A 15,743-nucleotide genomic window follows, 5' to 3' on the forward strand; every position below is an offset into this window, starting at 1 on the left:
ACGCACAGCAGAGGGCCACGGTCCGGGCAGCCGCGCAGCGGCACCCCGTGAACGCCTTCCGTGCGCACCACTTCGCGGGCCTGCGCTGTCACGCCTGCTGACCGGCTTCTGAGCGCAGCGCGCATTCCGTTGCCGCTGCCGTTGCCACTGCCACTGCCGTTCCCGGCGCAGTAGTCGCCGGGTCGGATTCTTCTCCTCGCACACACAGGCACGTCCACAGGCACGTCCGCGTCCGCTGGCACGTCCGCATCCGCAGGCACGTGCCCGCAGGGCGATGCCGTCGTGCCCCGACGGAACAGATCCGTCATCACCGAAAGGAAACCGCCACCATGAGCACGCCTTCCGTCCGTCCCGTCGCCGGTCACATCGGCGCCGACATCGACGGCGTGGACCTCGCCCAGCCACTGTCCGCCGAGGCTGTCGACACCATCAAGCGGGCCCTCCACCGCCACAAGGTCGTCTTCTTCCGGGGGCAGCAACTCGACCACGCCACCCAGATCGCCTTCGCCCGTCAGTTCGGCGAGCTCACCTACGCCCACCCGCACGACGACACCCCGCCCGAGGAGCACCCCGAGATCTTCACGGTCGATCCGCGCCGGTTCGAGGAGCGCTACGGAAAGAACTTCCGTGACGAGTACCGCAAGCGCCGGTACAGCTACGTCGACGGCTGGCACACCGACGTCACCCCGGCGGTGAACCCGCCCGCCGGATCCGTCCTGCGCGCCGAGACCGTCCCCGAGTTCGGCGGTGACACGCACTGGACCAACCTCGTCGCCGCGTACGAGGGGCTGTCCGCACCCGTCCGGGCCTTTGTAGACACCCTGCGCGCCGAGCATCGCTACGGCGGCAGCCGAACCGTCGACGGCGGCAGCGAGTACGCCCGCAGGATCAACGACAACCTGCTGGTGGCCGTTCATCCCGTGGTCCGGGTGCACCCGGAGACGGGGGAGCGCGCGCTCTTCGTCAACCCCGGCTTCACCAGCCACATCGTCGACGTGACGCCGAGTGAGAGCAAGCGCATCCTCGACCTGCTCTACGCCGAGATCACCCGGCCCGAGTACACGGTCCGGTTCCGCTGGGAGCCCGGCCATGTCGCCTTCTGGGACAACCGCGCCACCGCCCACCTCGCCCCGCGCGACCTGGAGCACCTGGACGTGGAACGCCGCCTGCACCGGGTCACCCTGATCGGCGAGACGCCGGTCGGACCGGACGGCCGCGAGTCCGAACTCGTCGCCGGTCGGCCCTTCACCGCCAACCACCGTGTCACGGTCGCCTCCTGACGCACCGGCAGCCACACCCGCACCCGCACTGCAGCGGCGGCGGACAGCCACCCGCCGCCGCTCCCGCCACGACCCGACCGGAAGGACCACACATCCGTGTCTGCTCCACAGGGCCTCTCCGCCCCGAACCGAAGACTGTTCCTGCAGACCCTCCTGGGCGCCGGTGCCGCGCTCGGCCTCAGTGCCTGCACCGCCGCCGCAGCCAGCGGCCCGGCCCTGTCGTCCACCGCGCCGCTGCCCACCCGGGTGCCGTCGGGGGACAGCCTGACCATCGCCTCCGCCCTCGGGGCCGAGCAGCTCCAGCTCCAACTCTCGGGCCTGATCAAGCAGATCCCCTTCACCGTCCCGTCCTGGCCGAACATCAGCGCGGGACCGGACGTGATCAACGCGTTCCGCGCCAACTCCCTCGACCTGGCCAACAACGCCGGCATCCCGCCGATCCAGGCCCACTACCAGGGTTTCGACACCCGGATCGTGGCGATCGACCTGACCCGCAAGCCGTCGTACCTGTTCGCCACCAAGCCGCACAGCGACATCCGGTCGGTGGCCGAGTTCGCGGGAAGGAAGCTGGCCTTCTCGCAGGGACAGGCGCAGGGTGTGGTGTTGTTGCGGGCGCTGCGCGAGGCAGGGCTGAAGGACTCCGACGTGCAGCTGGTGCCGCTGACGAGCGATCAGTTCCTGACCGCCCTGGAGGCCGGACAGGTGGACATCGCACCGCTGGCCATCTCCCAGGCGCCCGCCTATCTCAACCGCTACGCCTCGGACGGTGCGCACACCGTCACCACCGACGTCGTGGACCTGCTCAACCTGCTGTGGGCTCCGGCCGAGGTGCTCGCCGACTCGGACAAGGCCGCCGCCGTCGCGGCCTTCATTCCCCTCTGGGCCAAGAGCCTGGTCTGGGTCTACGAGAACCCGTCCGTCTGGGAGGACGAGTACTACGTCAAGACCCAGAACATCAGCGCCGCCCAGGCCCAGCAGGTCACCGCGCTGAGCAACAAGCCGCTGCTGCCCCCGAGTTGGGACGAGGCCATTGCCTGGGAGCAGGAGACCGTCGACCTCCTGGCCCAGGGCGGCTATGTGAACTCCTTCAAGGCCGAGGTGCTCTTCGACCGCCGGTTCGAGCACCTCGCGGCCGCCGCCGTCCCCGTCGAATACCGGAGTTGACGATGGCAGAGAACGCATCGACCGCAACGGTGGCCGTGCCCGAACGGCTCGTCACCGCGTCCGCGCCGGCCGTCGTACCGGTACTCGCGCCGAGTGCGCCGAGCGAGCCGAGTGCGCCGAGTGCGAGGTCCGCACGTCCCCGGGTGCGGCGACTCGCGCCCGGCCGACGCCGACCCTACGCCCGGCTCGTCGGCCCGCTGCTCCTGCTGGCCGTCTGGTCCGGGGCCAGCGCCGCCGGACTGCTGGACCCGAGGATCCTGCCCGCACCCTGGACCGTGCTGCACACCGGCGCGCATCTGTGGACCGCAGGGACGCTGCGCACCGATCTGGGCACCTCCCTCTGGCGCGCGGTCCAGGGCTTCACGATCGGGCTGGTGGCCGGCGTGGTGCTCGCGCTCGCCGCCGGGCTGAGCCGGATCGGCGAGGCGCTGATCGACGGCACCGTGCAGGTCAACCGTGCCGTCCCGACCCTGGGCCTGATCCCGCTGTTCATCCTCTGGCTGGGCATCGGCGAGACATTCAAGATCGTCATCATCGCGATCGTCGTCTACATCCCGGTCTACCTCAACCTGCATGCCGCCCTGTCCGGCATCGACGCCCGCTATGTCGAACTCGCCGAGGTGCTGCGGCTGAGCCGGTGGCAGTTCGTCCGGCAGGTCGTCATCCCCGGTGCGCTGCCCGGATTCTTCGTCGGACTGCGCCTCGGAGTCACCGGCTCCTGGCTCTCCCTGGTCGTCCTGGAGCAGATCAACGCCACCAACGGCCTCGGCTACCTGATGTTCCAGGCACAGAACTACGGCCAGACCGACGTCATCGTCCTCGGACTGCTCATCTACGGCGTCTTCGGCTTCGCCTCGGATGCGGCAGTCCGTCTCCTGGAGAGGAGGGTCCTGGCATGGCGCCGATCGCTGAGCAGCTGACCCCCACGGCAACTGATCTGCCGACCCTGACCCCCGCCGTCCGACTCACCGGCCTGACCAGGTCCTTCGGTGAGCGCACCGTGCTCGACGGCATCGACCTGGAGATCCCGTCCGGCCAGTTCGTCGCCCTGCTCGGCCGCTCCGGCTCCGGCAAGACCACCCTGCTGCGCGCAGTCGCCGGGCTCGACCACGACACGGTGGGCAGCGGCGGCATCGACACTCCGGAGCGGGCCTCGGTGGTCTTCCAGGACTCCCGACTGCTGCCCTGGCGCCGGGTGTTGGACAACGTCCTGCTCGGCCTGGACAGGCGGGACGCCGACGGTCGTGACGCGGCCCTGCGCGGCCGGGAGGCGCTCGCCGAGGTGGGGCTGGCCGGGCGCGAGAACGCCTGGCCCGGTCAACTCTCCGGCGGCGAGCAGCAGCGTGCCGCACTCGCCCGCGCGCTGGTCAGGGATCCCGAACTGCTGCTCGCCGACGAGCCGTTCGGCGCGCTCGACGCCCTCACCCGGATCCGGATGCACGCGCTGCTGCGCGAACTGTGGCAACGCCACCACCCGTCCGTGCTCCTGGTCACCCACGACGTCGACGAGGCCGCCGTGTTGGCCGACCGAGTCCTCGTCCTCGACCAGGGCCGCACCTCCCTCGACCTGACGGTCGATCTGCCCCACCCGCGTTCCTACCGCGACCCGCGGTTGGGGGAGTACCGCGAGCGGCTGCTCGCCGCGCTCGGCGTCGGCCCGGACGGCGAAGCCGAGTCCGAAGACCGAGGGGAGGGCTGAGATGGGCGAGTATCTCTGGTACATACCCAACACGGTGGAACCCGGCCACCGCGGTGACGACACGCGCGACGGCTGGGGCACGCTCGACCACTCGACCGAACTCGCGCGGGCCGTGGAGGACCACGGCTGGGCCGGGGCGCTGCTGGGCACCGGCTGGGGACGGCCCGACACCTTCACCGTCGCGGCGTCGCTCGCGGCGCGCACGACGACCTTCAAGCCGCTCGTCGCGGTCCGGCCCGGGTACTGGCACCCGGCGAACTTCGCATCGGCCGCGGCCACGCTCGACCAGCTCAGCCGGGGCCGGGTCCTGGTCAACATCGTCAGCGGCCTGGACAACGCCGCGTCCTACGGCGACGGCGAGTTCGACCAGTCCCGCCGTTACGAGCGCACGCGGGAGTTCCTCCAGTTGGTGCGCCGGCTGTGGAGCGAGGAGCAGGTGACCTTCCACGGCGAGCACTACCGGGTGACCGACTCCTCCGTCCGTCCGCGTCCGTGGGGCGCGGACGAGGGACGGCATCCGCGCCTGTACTTCGGTGGAGCGAGCGCCGCCGCGGAGCGGGTGGCCGCGCAGGAGGCGGACGTCCAACTGTTCTGGGGCGAACCGCTGGACGGCGTCGCCGAGCGGATCGACCGGCTCCGCACCCTCAGCGGGACGGTCGAAAGACGGCACCGGCCACTGGAGTTCGGACTGCGCGTGACGACCCTCGTCCGGGACACCAGCGAGGAGGCCTGGCGCGACGCGGAGGACAAGGTCGCCCGGATGGCACAGCAGGGACCGAAGGACCCCGAGGCGTTCCAACGCCGGACGGCGGTCGGCCAGCGCCGCCTGCTCGACCTGACGGCACGCGGGGAGGTCCTGGACAGCTGCCTCTACACGGAGCCGGGCCGCTACGGAGGCGGCGGCGCCGGGACGACCTGGCTGGTCGGCTCCGCACGGGAGGTCGCCGACGCCCTGGAGCGGTACCGCGCGTTGGGTGTGACCCACTTCGTGCTGTCCGACACGCCCTACAAGCAGGAGATCGCCAGGGTCGGCGACCAGCTCCTGCCGCTGCTGAAGCAGCCCGCTCCCGCCACGACCCCGCTGGAGGTCCCCGCATGACCACACTCGTGCACGACACGTCAGCACTGCACGACGCGGCAGCACTGCGCGCGGTCTACGGTGCCTTTCCCTCCGGCGTCACGGCAGTCGCCGCCCTGGTCGAGGGGCGACCGGTCGGGCTGGCGGCCAGCTCCTTCACGTCCGTGTCCCTCGCGCCGCCGCTCGTCTCGGTGTGCGCGGGGCAGACCTCGTCGACCTGGCCGCTGCTGCGCCGCGCCGAGCGCCTTGGGGTCAGTGTGCTGGGCGCGGAGCACGCTCTGCTCTGCCGCCAGCTGGCCGGTCCGAGCGACGAGCGGTTCACCGGCGTCGCCTGGCGGGCGACCCCGGACGGCGCCGTGCTGCTGGACGGCGCGAGTGCCTGGTTCGACTGTTCGGTCGAGCAGGAGATCCGCGCCGGGGACCACGACATCCTCGTCCTCCGCGTCCACGACCTGTACGCCGAACCGGACGTCGAGCCCCTGGTCTTCCACACCGGGACGTTCCGTTCACTCCGCACCGACCACCCTACGAAGGACCACTCATGAGCAAGCGACCGCAACGGCAACTGCACCTCAACCTGTTCATCCACGACACCGGACACCATGAGGCGTCCTGGCGGCTCCCTGAGTCCGATCCCCATGCCGACCTGGACCTCGGCTTCCACCAGAGACTGGCCCGCATCGCGGAGGACGCGAAGTTCGACTCGGTGTTCCTGGCCGACAGCCCGGTGCTCTGGGGCGACCCCTCCCGCCGGCCCTCTGCGAGGCTGGAGCCCACCGTCCTCCTCGCCGCACTCGCTGCGGGCACGACGCGCATCGGGCTGATCGCCACGGCCTCGACCAGCTACAACGAGCCGTACAACCTGGCCCGCCGGTTCGCCTCACTGGACCACCTGTCGGGTGGGCGCGCAGGCTGGAACATCGTCACCACCGCGGGCGACGCGGCGGCACGCAACTTCGGCCTGGACGGGCAGCCGCTGCACCGGACCCGCTACGAGCGGGCCGCGGAGTTCCTCGACGTCTCGGCCAAGCTTTGGGACAGCTGGGCCGACGACGCGCTGGTGGGGGACAAGGACACCGGCGTGCACGCGCTGCCGGACCGCGTGCGTCCCGCTGGGCATCAGGGCCGGTTCTTCCGCGTCGAGGGGGCGCTGAACGTGCGCCGCTCGCCGCAGGGGCACCCCCTGCTCGTGCAGGCCGGCTCCTCGGAGGACGGCAGGGAGTTCGCCGCCCGGTGGGCGGAGGCGGTGTTCACCGCCCAGCCGACGCTGGCGGAGGGGCAGGCCTTCTACGCCGACGTCAAACGCCGTGCGGTGGCCTTCGGCCGCGACCCCGAGCACGTCAAGATCCTGCCCGGCATCGTCCCGGTCATCGGCGACACCGAGGCCGAAGCACGCGAGCTGGAGGCCGAACTGGACCGGCTGATCCGGCCCGAGTACGCGCGCGAGCAGCTGGCCGCGCTGCTGAAGGTGGAGCCGGAGCGGTTGGCCTTCGACGCGCAGTTGCCCGACGACCTCCCCTCCGAGGACGAGGTCGAGGGGTCGAAGAGCCGCTACACCCTGATCGTGGAGCTGGCCCGCCGGGAGCAGCTGACGGTGCGTCAACTCATCGGCCGGCTCGGCGGCGGCCGCGGGCACCGGACGTTCACCGGCACACCGGTCCAGGTCGCCGACACGATCGGGCACTGGTTCGAGCACGGTGCGGCCGACGGGTTCAACGTGATGCCCGCGGTGCTGCCGTCCGGCTTGGAGGTCTTCGTGGCGAAGGTGCTCCCGATCCTGCGCGAGCGCGGGCTGTTCCGCACCGACTACGAGGGCCGCACGCTGCGCGAGCACTACGGCCTGCCGCGTCCGGGGGCCCGGTTCGCCACCGCGCCGTCGGCGGTCGCCGAGCCGGTGTGACCTCAGATCCCACCGGGCGCTTCCGGGTAGACCCGGCGGATGCTGGAACCGAGCCGGGAGAGGTCCGCCCCGTAGACGTGGAGCGAGATCGCCTTTGCGGGACCGGTGTTGCCGACGCGGTGGATGTCGCCGGGCGGCGCGAGCGCGGAGAGCGCGCCGGTCGGGTTCACCACGCTCCCGTCCGGGATCAGTCGGCCGGTCCGGTCGCCGGGGGCCCGGCAATAGGTCCGCTCGGTCTCCTGGCCCTCATGGACGCCCGCGACGCACCAGCAGACATGGTCGTGGACGGGGGTGTGCTGGCCCGGCAGCCAGACCAGCGCGACGACGGAGAACCCGTCTTCGGGGCCGGTGTGCAGCAGGTGTTGACGGTAGGACCGGGGATCTCCCGCCTCCTGGGCAGGGGTGAGGAGGCCCGGTCGGCCGAGTAACGGTCCGAGCAGGTCGGCCACGCGGTGTGCGGTCAGGAGCGGGGGCAGGCCGCGTCGGAGCACCCGGCGGATGCCGGAGGCCAGGTCGTCGATCCACGGCGGCGTCCCGAGGTCGGACGAGTCACGTTCAGCGTCACGTTCAGAGCCACGTTCAGCGTGACCTGTAGCGTGACGTTCGGTGCTACGTGAGGTGGAGGAAGTCACGCGCTTCACAGTGCAGCGCGCGGTGGATCGCGTCCAAGAACGGTCTGTTGGGTGCTGCACAGCGTTGCTTATCGACCATCAGAAATGGTTGTGGGCGTCGGCGACCTGCTTGAGCACGTCGAGCACCAGGCCGATCGCGGGCACGTGCACGTGGTCGCGCAGCACGTACGCCGCGATCCTGCGCCGGGAGTGCGGTTCCACCGGACGTGCCGTCACCCGGTCGTGGCAGAGGAAGGCCAACATCAGCGCGGGCACCAGCGCGACCCCGGCCCCGACGGAGACGAGGTTCTGCACCGCGAGGTTGTCGTCGGTGGCGAAGACGATGTCGGGCGCGAACCCCTGCTCCGCGCAGGTGTGGAGCAGGTGCGCCTGGCACCGCGGGCAGCCCGCGATCCAGCGCTCCGACGCCAGGTCGGACAGCCGGACCACGTGCCGCCGCGCGCTCGGGTGGCCGACCGGCAGGAGTGCGGTGACCGGGTCCTCCATCAGCGGGAACTCGACCAGCTCCGCCGAGTCGCTCGCCTGGAGCTCCGGATAGCTGAACGCGAGCGCCACGTCGCAGCTGCCCTGCGGCACGCGCCGCAGCGAAGCGGGAGGCTCGTCCTCCTGCAACTCGATCCGGATGCCCGGATGTTCCGCCAGCAGGCGTGCGATCGCCTCCGGCACCAGGGTGGCGTTCGCGCTGGGGAAGGAGCAGATCCGCACCCGTCCGCCGTGCAGTCTGGCCAGGGCTCCGAGCTGCTGCTCCGCAGCCGACAACTGCCCGAGGATCAGGCCGGTGTGCCGCGCGAGCGTCTCGCCTGCCTCGGTCAGCCGCAGCCGGCGCCCGGCCCGGACGAAGAGCGGCATACCGACGCTGCGCTCGAGGGCCTTGATCTGCTGCGTGACCGCCGGCTGCGTGCACCCCATGGTCCGCGCCGCCGCGGAGAGCGTGCCCGCCCGTACGACTTCGTGGAAGGTGGCGAGATGGCGTGAGTCCAGCACTCTTCGAAGCATAAGCAGAAATTGAGCAATCGTCAGGTACATGACCCCACATGAGCGAGGTGGTATCCACCGGCGCACGCTGTGGCGGTCGTGGGCCGGAGCGGGCAATGGGCCCGTCGCCAACCCGACCTCGACCTGGAGGACACCGCCGGGTCGCGGCTGGGCGGCCAGGGCCGCCGCGGAGGCGGGTCGGCTGGCCGGGGTCTCGGCCGGGGTCTTGACTCGAAGCATCCGTAAGTCGTAACTTACTGTTCGTGGATACTTACCGAGCTGGCGATGGCTTTGACGCCTTGGGGGATCGCACCAGGCGCTCCATAGTCGCGTGTTTGGCGGAGCGGCCGCGTGCCGTCGGCGAGCTGGCCGACGAGCTGCCGATCAGTCGGCCGGCGGTGTCCCAGCACCTGAAGGTGCTCAAGGAGGCAGGGCTGGTCACCGACCGCGCGGTCGGCACCCGCCGCGTCTACCGGCTCAATCCGGCGGGCGTGGCCGCGCTGCGCGATCAGCTTGAGACGTTCTGGAACCGCGCGCTGGACAGCTATCAGGACGTCGTGGAACAGACCGAGGAGAAGCCATGACCCAAGCAGCGGCTGCCGTGGTCCACAGGGAGATCGTCGTCCAGGCGCCGATCGAGCGGGCCTTCACCGTGTTCACCGAGCGGTTCGGCGACTTCAAGCCGCCGGAGCACAACCTGCTCGGTGTCGCGATCGCCGAGACGGTGTTCGAACCGAAGGTCGGCGGTCACATCTACGACCGGGGCGTCGACGGCAGCGAGTGCCGCTGGGCGCGCATCCTGGCCTTCGAGACGCCGGACCGGGTGGTGTTCAGCTGGGACATCAGCCCGCAGTGGCAGATCGAGACCGACCCGGACAACACCAGCGAGGTCGAGGTCACCTTCGTCGCCGAGACCCCGCACCGCACCCGGGTGGAGCTGGAGCACCGCCACATCGACCGGCACGGCCCCGGCTGGCAGGCCGTCAGCGACGGCATCGCCCACGACCAGGGATGGCCGCTGTACCTCGCGCGGTACGCGGCCCTGTTCACGGAGGGCAGTTGAATGTCTGCGATCACGGTCAGCACCGAGGTGGACCGGTCAGCCGAGGACGTGTTCGCCTACGCCGTCGACCCGACTCGCTTCCACGAATGGCAGGCGGGCGTCATCGACGGCCGCATGGACCACCCCGGCGCCCCCGCTGAAGGAGACCGGTGCCTGACGACCCGGCGCATCGGCGGCGCCAACCGTCCCAGCACCGCCGAAGTCGTGCCCATCAACCCGCCCAAGACCTGGGGCGTGCGAGGCATCGACGGGCCCATCCGGGCGGCCGTCGACGTCACTGTCGAGCCCCTGACGGCTGATCGATCCCGGCTGACCATCACCGTGGACTTCGAAGGCCACGGCATCGGCAGGCTCCTTGTCCCGCTCGTCGTCCGCCGTCAGGCTCGCACGGAGATGCCGGCCAATCTGGCGACGCTGAAGCAGTGCCTCGAACGCAGCCGCCTCGAACGCAGCTAGGCGGCGCACGGCAGGCCAGGACGCGGATGCCGATCCGTCTGGATCATCGGTCTTCCGGCCAGACGCTCAGCGGGTGCTGCAGCGACTGGAGGACCGCGGGCTCGTCGAACGGGGCTCGGGGCGCGGCCGGATCGTGGACTACCACGTGACCGACGAGGGTCACCGTGTGCTGGCCGCCGTCACGCCACGGGCCGTCACGCCACGCCACAGGCCGAGGCCGTCATCGCCGACGCCCTTGTGGCGCTCGCTCCGCAGGGCCGGGCGGTCTTCCACGGCAGCGGGTGGCGAGTTCTTCCAGGGTCATGGGGTCGCGGGGTTCGGTGGGGAGGGTGGGTCGAGGTCGGTGGGGATGGGGACGTCGGTGGCGACGCGGACGGGACGCCGGGGAGACCGCCGCTCGGGTCGCCCCGCAGGGCGGCCATGTCGGCGTACTGGGGTGACGCCGTACTGGGCGCCGGTGACGCCGTACTTCTCCATCAGCTGGGCGTTGTCGGTGAGTTGGAGGGTGCCCATGCCCTTGATCGGGTAAGGCACGCGGACGCCCCGGGCGTCGTCGACGAGCTGGAAGAGGTCCCGATCTCCGGTGAATGAGACAACGTCAACTGTGCTGCGGCTGGACGGGCCGCGTCGGCCACGACGGTCGGCGAGACCTTGACTCATACGGGCTGCGGCCTCGCCGGGACTCGGCCGCTGTCCCGGATGTCTGGACAGCCGCTCCTGGTCTCAGGAAACTGACACAGTTGTCGAGGCGCGCAACGCGCCCACCCTCACGGCAGCACCATGCACCGATCCGAACGCACGTCGAACGGGAGAGGGGCAGAATAGTGAGTGACACGATCTCCGCCTGGTCAGGCATGGTGCCAGTAGACGACACCGAGCTGTGGGTGACCGACAGCGGCGGCTCCGGCCCCGTGGTCGTCTATCTGAACGGCTCGTTTGCTGGAATGAAGTACTGGAAGTACGTGATCGCTGGCCTCGGTGACGGCTACCGGCACATCTGCTTCGACGAGCGCGGCCGGGGCAAGTCCAAGACGTCGAAGGACTACTCCTTCGAGGCCTGCATCCGCAGCCTCGACGCGGTCCTGAAGGCACGGGACGTCGAAGAGCCTGTCCTTGTCGGGTGGTCCTACGGCGCGCCGACCGGCGTGTTCTGGGGCGACCGGAACCCCGCGAAGATCGTGGGTGTGGTCGCGATCGACGGCGCGGTGCCCTTCGGTATCACCGGGCCGGAGGCGCAGGCGCGGATCCGGAAGCTGTTCGGCCGGATGCGGCCCATGATGTGGATCCTGCGTCCGCTGGGCCTGGCCGCGCGGATGAGCGCCGCGCAGCACGCCGACGTCAGCATCGAGAACAACGAGATCAACGCGGGCATCGGGCCGATGCTGGAGGGCGCGGCCTTCCAGGTCCGGTACGTGCTGGCCACCGGTGGCAACATCGGCTCCAGCACTGAGGAGATGGAGCAGGTGCGGGCCTCCATCGAGCCGGTGCTCGCGAAGAACGCAAACCTCAAAATCAGTGCCAAAGTGCCGACCGGGCACGGCAAGATCCTCACCGGCGGCGCCGGTGCCATCGGCGACGCCGTTCGTGAGATCGCCGGTGCGAATGCCGATGAGCAGGACTGACACCCAGAACTGACAAGCGGCACGACGAAGCCCTCTGTCTTCCCGCATGGTGCCTGGGGCAGAGGGCTCTCGGCTGTCGGCTACTCGCGTCCTCGTCGTCGAGCCGGCGTTGGGCCAGAGTGCGGTCGCGAGGGAGTCCAACTCTGTCTTCACACACACCGACGCTGGACTCCCTCACCTCGCCCGCGCGGGCGATCCCCGCAGCTGATGTCTATGCGGAGCGCTTGCGGGCCAGCTCCTTCTCCTCCAACGGCAGCGCCTCGGCGACCAGCAGCCGCGGCAGCAGGTCCGGTTCCAGGGTCATCGCACGGAAGACGAGCGCGACGGTCACGTCGTGGTCGGGCCGGTGCACGATCTCGACCGGGTCAGCAGCGCGGATATCGCCGGGCTCGATCACGCGCAGATACGCGCCGGGCCGTGCGGCCTGCGTGAACCGCTTGATCCAGCCGTCGCGCTCCAGCCAGCCCTGGAAGGTGCCACACGGGATCCGCGCGCACGACACCTCCAGGACGACGTCCGACCCGATCCGCCAACGCTCACCGATCAGGGCGCCGTTGACGTCCAGGCCCAGGCTTGTGAGGTTCTCCCCGAAGACACCGTTGTGAAGCGGCCTGCCCAACTCGGCCTCCCAGCCGTCGAGGTCCTCGCGCGCGTAGGCGTAGACGGCCTGGTCGACTCCGCCGTGGTGCTTCACGTCGTACACTCGATCGCCAAGGAGACCGACCTCACCGGTGCCCTTCGGTCCAGGTGCGGTGACGGGGACTGGACCGTTGACGGGCTGCTTGTCGATGCCCGTCGCGCTCAGGCCGTTCCACGGGTTGGGCCGGGGCCTGCCGACATTGACGGAGAGCAGCTTCATGGGAGGTGACGGTAGGGGCCCATCAACGCCGCCGCGACCTATTTCTTTCCAGCCATACGGCACATCGTCACGCTGACGTTCTACCCCTGGACCCGTTGGAATCGATCATCCGGTGAGACCGCGGCCGTTCGGTACGAGACCGTTCGCGATTCAGGCGGCCCGTTTGTACGCGGTGGCGTGTCGTGACGCTCAGTCCTCCGGTTCCCAGGCGTGGAACAGGTCGAGCAGCTCCAGGTCCCCGTCGAGTTGCAGGGAGTCCACCGAAATGCGTTGGTACAGGTAGAGGACCAGATCACTGGCGGTGCCGCCAATGGAGAGACCGGCCGCGTCCGGGTCCTCGCCGGTAGCGGGCAGCCGAGTGGTCCGTGCACCGTCGCCGTCGACCGTGAGGCGCCAGGAGCGGCCCTCGGTGGCGTGGAAGTCGAAGGCGGTGGGCTTGTGCGGCCAGGCGCTCGTCGTGAAGCAGCTGATGAACAGGTCCTCCTCGACACCGTCGAGTGCCACCTCGGTCGGCAGCGGCTGCGGTGCGCCCACGGCGACCTGAGCGTCGTACGTGTGCACCGCGATCTCCAGGATCTGGTGCCGGGCGACGGAACCGCAGGTGTCCGTCACCTGCGTGAGACCCCACCCGGTCCAGCAACTGCCGTCCGGGTCAGCCGCCAGCAACGCGTCCAGCAACTGCTGCGTCGTTGCGGCCGACCAGGCCAGCAGCTCATCGCGCTCCCGGGGGGCCGGCACAGTGCTCTCGGCGACGGCCTCGGCCGGGGGAGCGTCGGCAGGTCCCGCGGCGATGGTGGCGGCCCGGAAACGACGCCCCTGGCCGAGGTGCTGCGCCAGATCGAACAGCGTCCACTCAGGGCAGGTCGGCACCTGCACGTCGAGGCTGGGCGCCGAGGCGATCACGGCGCGGAAGGCGGTCGCACGTTCGTCGATCAGCCGCAGCAGATCGGAAAACTCCAGAGTCTTATGCACAGCGGTGGTTCTACCACCTTGATTCACTTGCCCGACAGCGCTTTTCCCAGCCGGTGCGGCGGGGAACTCCGGCCCAGGCGAGCCCACGCCCGGGCTTCCGCTACGCCACAGCCGAGCCCCGCGTCCCAGGCGACAGACCCACGATCCACTCGACCCGTGCCACGCCCAGAAAAGCGCAGTTGAGCGGCGCCTGAAAGCACTACAGGGTGCGAAGGGCAGAGTCCACGTCGGCACCATCCACTCCGTCCAGGGCGGGGAGTTCGACGCCGTCGTGCTCAGCCTGGTCCCAACCACGGACAGCCCCGCAGACAGCATCACCTGGGTAGCCGAACAGACCCGGATCTGGAACGTGGCCATCACCCGCGCCAAGTCCCGCCTCGCTGTCGTCGGACACCGCGACCTGTGGGCCTCCCGCAGCGGCCTTCCTCAGATCCTCACCGCGCACTGCACCGCCTCGGCCGACGAGCACCTCCCACCCACGGCCATCCAAGACGATGAGCGCACCCACCTCGCGGACCTCCTCCAACCCCGGCTCCGCACAGAGGGCCTGTCAGCATGTGAACGCGCCACCACCGTCATGGGGCACCTCTGCGACTTCATCATCACCACGCCCGAAGGCAACATGGCCGTCCTCATCGACACCGGCCCCCACGACCAGGACGACCTCGCACGTCACCTACGGCTGCTCCACACCCGGGCGGACCTGCTCACCGGCGCGCCCAGCGGCGGCCAAGGCGCAAGCCTGGCACCGTCGTCCGCACGGTCCGCATCCCCGCATGGCGCATCCGCATCGGCGAACCGCTCGCCGGCCTCTTGTGACGGCTCCACCAGCCGCCTCGCGCCGGACGGCTTACACCTCCGGGTGAAGCAGTCACTCCTCGAGGGGCTCACATCGAGCGCGCCACCGGTGTATGGCTATCCCGTGAGTTGACTCATTGTCCGCCCGCCGGAAAAGCGAATCCTCAGGTCCTATTTCCGTTCTGGGCGAGGGCGTCGAGGACGCGGGTGAGGGAGCCGCCGAGGCCCCAGCGGGTGGCGAGTTCTTCCAGGGTCATGGGGTCGCGGGGTTCGGTGGGGAGGGTGGGGTCGAGGTCGGTGGGGATGGGGACGTCGGTGGCGACGCGGACGACCTTGGGGGCGACGGCGAGGTAGCCGGTGGCGTCGGCGATGCGCTTGCGTTGGGTGGGGGTGAGCTTGGCGGAGGGGTCCAGGGCAGCCGCCTGGATCGCGGCGAGGTCGCCGAACTGGGTGATGAGCTTGGCGGCGGTCTTGTCGCCGATGCCGGGGACGCCGGGGAGACCGTCGCTGGGGTCGCCGCGCAGGGCGGCCATGTCGGCGTACTGGGCGCCGGTGACGCCGTACTTCTCCATCAGCTGGGCGTTGTCGGTGAGTTGGAGGGTGCCCATGCCCTTGATCGGGTAAAGCACGCGGACGCCCCGGGCGTCGTCCACGAGCTGGAAGAGGTCCCGGTCACCCGTCACCACGTCGACCGGTCCGGTGGCGCGCGTGGTGAGGGTGCCGATGACGTCGTCGGCCTCGTAGTCGGGGACGCCGAGCCGGGCGATGCCGAGGGCGTCGAGGACGGCGGTGATGACCGGGACCTGCGGGGAGAGCGTGTCCGGGATCTCCTCCGCGCCGGATGCCGCGCCGGAAGCGTCGCCTGACGCCTCGTCGGCGGGCTGGGCGAGGCGGTGGGTCTTGTAGCTCGGGATCAGGTCGACGCGCCACTGAGGACGCCAGTCGGCGTCCATGCAGGCGACCAGCTGGTCCGGGGCGTGGTCCGCGACCAGGCGGGCGATGAAGTCGAGCAGCCCGCGCACCGCGTTGACCGGCTCGCCCTGCGGGGACCGCACGGAGTCGGGAACGCCGAAGTAGGCGCGGAAGTAGAGGCTCGCGGAGTCCAGCAGCATCAGCCGGGGGGCGGTTCGACTCATACGCTCATCTTGCCGTACGGCACCGACAGTCGCGGTCGGACACCACTGCACTTCGCGGGAGCGGCGCTGACCTCGGCGCTTGACAGCCCCCACGGCGGAGGCGCACGAT

At 70.3% G+C, this 15,743-nt stretch carries 16 protein-coding genes and 2 pseudogenes; 12 read left to right on the forward strand and 6 right to left on the reverse strand.

What is annotated here, in order from left to right; translation table 11 throughout:
- Positions 1 to 329 precede the first annotated feature (329 nt).
- The 7 genes from ABH940_RS03745 to ABH940_RS03775 all read left to right on the forward strand — a co-directional run bounded on the left by ABH940_RS03745 (position 330) and on the right by ABH940_RS03775 (position 7,121).
- Positions 330 to 1,280: a TauD/TfdA dioxygenase family protein gene (locus tag ABH940_RS03745; RefSeq protein WP_370104226.1), complete on the forward strand. Its 951-nt coding sequence runs from the start codon at positions 330 to 332 to the stop codon at positions 1,278 to 1,280.
- A 96-nt stretch (positions 1,281 to 1,376) separates the two neighbouring features.
- On the forward strand, positions 1,377 to 2,444 hold the full coding sequence (locus ABH940_RS03750) for an ABC transporter substrate-binding protein (protein ID WP_370104228.1): 1,068 nt from the start codon (positions 1,377 to 1,379) through the stop codon (positions 2,442 to 2,444).
- A gap of 2 nt (positions 2,445 to 2,446) precedes the next feature.
- Positions 2,447 to 3,364, forward strand: a complete 918-nt coding sequence (locus ABH940_RS03755) for an ABC transporter permease (protein WP_370071866.1) — start codon at positions 2,447 to 2,449, stop codon at positions 3,362 to 3,364.
- The gene (locus tag ABH940_RS03760; RefSeq protein WP_370071865.1) at positions 3,340 to 4,143 is read left to right on the forward strand and encodes an ABC transporter ATP-binding protein; all 804 of its coding nucleotides are present in this window, start codon (positions 3,340 to 3,342) and stop codon (positions 4,141 to 4,143) included. The genes ABH940_RS03755 and ABH940_RS03760 overlap by 25 nt, the downstream gene beginning before the upstream one ends.
- Position 4,144: 1 nt before the next feature.
- A complete protein-coding gene (locus ABH940_RS03765) occupies positions 4,145 to 5,242 on the forward strand; it encodes an LLM class flavin-dependent oxidoreductase (protein WP_370071864.1) in 1,098 nt (365 codons plus the stop codon).
- Positions 5,239 to 5,766, forward strand: a complete 528-nt coding sequence (locus tag ABH940_RS03770; RefSeq protein ID WP_370104229.1) for a flavin reductase family protein — start codon at positions 5,239 to 5,241, stop codon at positions 5,764 to 5,766. The genes ABH940_RS03765 and ABH940_RS03770 overlap by 4 nt, the downstream gene beginning before the upstream one ends.
- Positions 5,763 to 7,121 carry an LLM class flavin-dependent oxidoreductase gene (locus ABH940_RS03775; RefSeq protein WP_370104231.1) on the forward strand — a complete coding sequence of 453 codons (1,359 nt, stop codon included), beginning with the start codon at positions 5,763 to 5,765 and terminating at the stop codon, positions 7,119 to 7,121. Before ABH940_RS03770 ends, ABH940_RS03775 begins: the two co-directional genes overlap by 4 nt.
- A 2-nt stretch (positions 7,122 to 7,123) precedes the next feature.
- Here ABH940_RS03775 and ABH940_RS03780 read toward each other — a convergent pair whose 3' ends face one another.
- Together ABH940_RS03780 and ABH940_RS03785 are read right to left on the reverse strand one after the other, a co-directional pair.
- Complete coding sequence (locus ABH940_RS03780) at positions 7,124 to 7,570, reverse strand: cysteine dioxygenase (protein ID WP_370104233.1); 447 nt, start codon at positions 7,568 to 7,570, stop codon at positions 7,124 to 7,126.
- A gap of 261 nt (positions 7,571 to 7,831) precedes the next feature.
- Positions 7,832 to 8,737: a LysR family transcriptional regulator gene (locus ABH940_RS03785; protein WP_370071860.1), complete on the reverse strand. Its 906-nt coding sequence runs from the start codon at positions 8,735 to 8,737 to the stop codon at positions 7,832 to 7,834.
- A gap of 254 nt (positions 8,738 to 8,991) precedes the next feature.
- Here ABH940_RS03785 and ABH940_RS03790 point away from each other — a divergent pair, with 254 nt between their 5' ends.
- From ABH940_RS03790 to ABH940_RS03800, 3 genes are read left to right on the forward strand one after another with little or no spacing between them, the layout of a single operon-like run.
- Positions 8,992 to 9,312 (forward strand): ArsR/SmtB family transcription factor, encoded by a 321-nt coding sequence (locus ABH940_RS03790; RefSeq protein WP_370071859.1) that lies wholly within the window; start codon positions 8,992 to 8,994, stop codon positions 9,310 to 9,312.
- Entirely contained in the window at positions 9,309 to 9,791 is a 483-nt protein-coding gene (locus ABH940_RS03795; RefSeq protein WP_370104235.1) for an SRPBCC family protein, read from the forward strand. The genes ABH940_RS03790 and ABH940_RS03795 overlap by 4 nt, the downstream gene beginning before the upstream one ends.
- Positions 9,792 to 10,247: an SRPBCC family protein gene (locus tag ABH940_RS03800; RefSeq protein ID WP_370071857.1), complete on the forward strand. Its 456-nt coding sequence runs from the start codon at positions 9,792 to 9,794 to the stop codon at positions 10,245 to 10,247.
- 353 nt (positions 10,248 to 10,600) lie between these two features.
- Here the strand turns inward: ABH940_RS03800 and ABH940_RS03805 are convergent.
- A pseudogene (locus ABH940_RS03805) lies at positions 10,601 to 10,850 on the reverse strand (flap endonuclease); the annotation flags it as partial.
- A gap of 137 nt (positions 10,851 to 10,987) precedes the next feature.
- Between ABH940_RS03805 and ABH940_RS03810 the strand changes: the two are divergent.
- A complete protein-coding gene (locus ABH940_RS03810; RefSeq protein WP_370104237.1) occupies positions 10,988 to 11,869 on the forward strand; it encodes an alpha/beta fold hydrolase in 882 nt (293 codons plus the stop codon).
- A gap of 211 nt (positions 11,870 to 12,080) precedes the next feature.
- On the opposite strand, the gene ABH940_RS03815 is transcribed toward ABH940_RS03810, so the two are convergent.
- Positions 12,081 to 12,728: an MOSC domain-containing protein gene (locus ABH940_RS03815; RefSeq protein ID WP_370071855.1), complete on the reverse strand. Its 648-nt coding sequence runs from the start codon at positions 12,726 to 12,728 to the stop codon at positions 12,081 to 12,083.
- Positions 12,729 to 12,917: 189 nt separating this feature from the next.
- Positions 12,918 to 13,700, reverse strand: coding sequence for a maleylpyruvate isomerase family mycothiol-dependent enzyme (locus ABH940_RS03820; protein ID WP_370071854.1), 783 nt, complete (start codon positions 13,698 to 13,700; stop codon positions 12,918 to 12,920).
- Between the two features lie 172 nt (positions 13,701 to 13,872).
- Between ABH940_RS03820 and ABH940_RS03825 the strand changes: the two are divergent.
- Positions 13,873 to 14,631 (forward strand): annotated as a pseudogene (locus ABH940_RS03825) (AAA domain-containing protein); the annotation flags it as partial.
- A 31-nt stretch (positions 14,632 to 14,662) separates the two neighbouring features.
- On the opposite strand, the gene ABH940_RS03830 reads toward ABH940_RS03825, so the two are convergent.
- Positions 14,663 to 15,610, reverse strand: coding sequence for a 5'-3' exonuclease H3TH domain-containing protein (locus ABH940_RS03830; protein WP_370104290.1), 948 nt, complete (start codon positions 15,608 to 15,610; stop codon positions 14,663 to 14,665).
- Positions 15,611 to 15,743 lie beyond the last annotated feature (133 nt).

This window comes from Streptacidiphilus sp. BW17 (assembly GCF_041262485.1).
Classification (GTDB): Bacteria; Actinomycetota; Actinomycetes; order Streptomycetales; family Streptomycetaceae; genus Streptacidiphilus.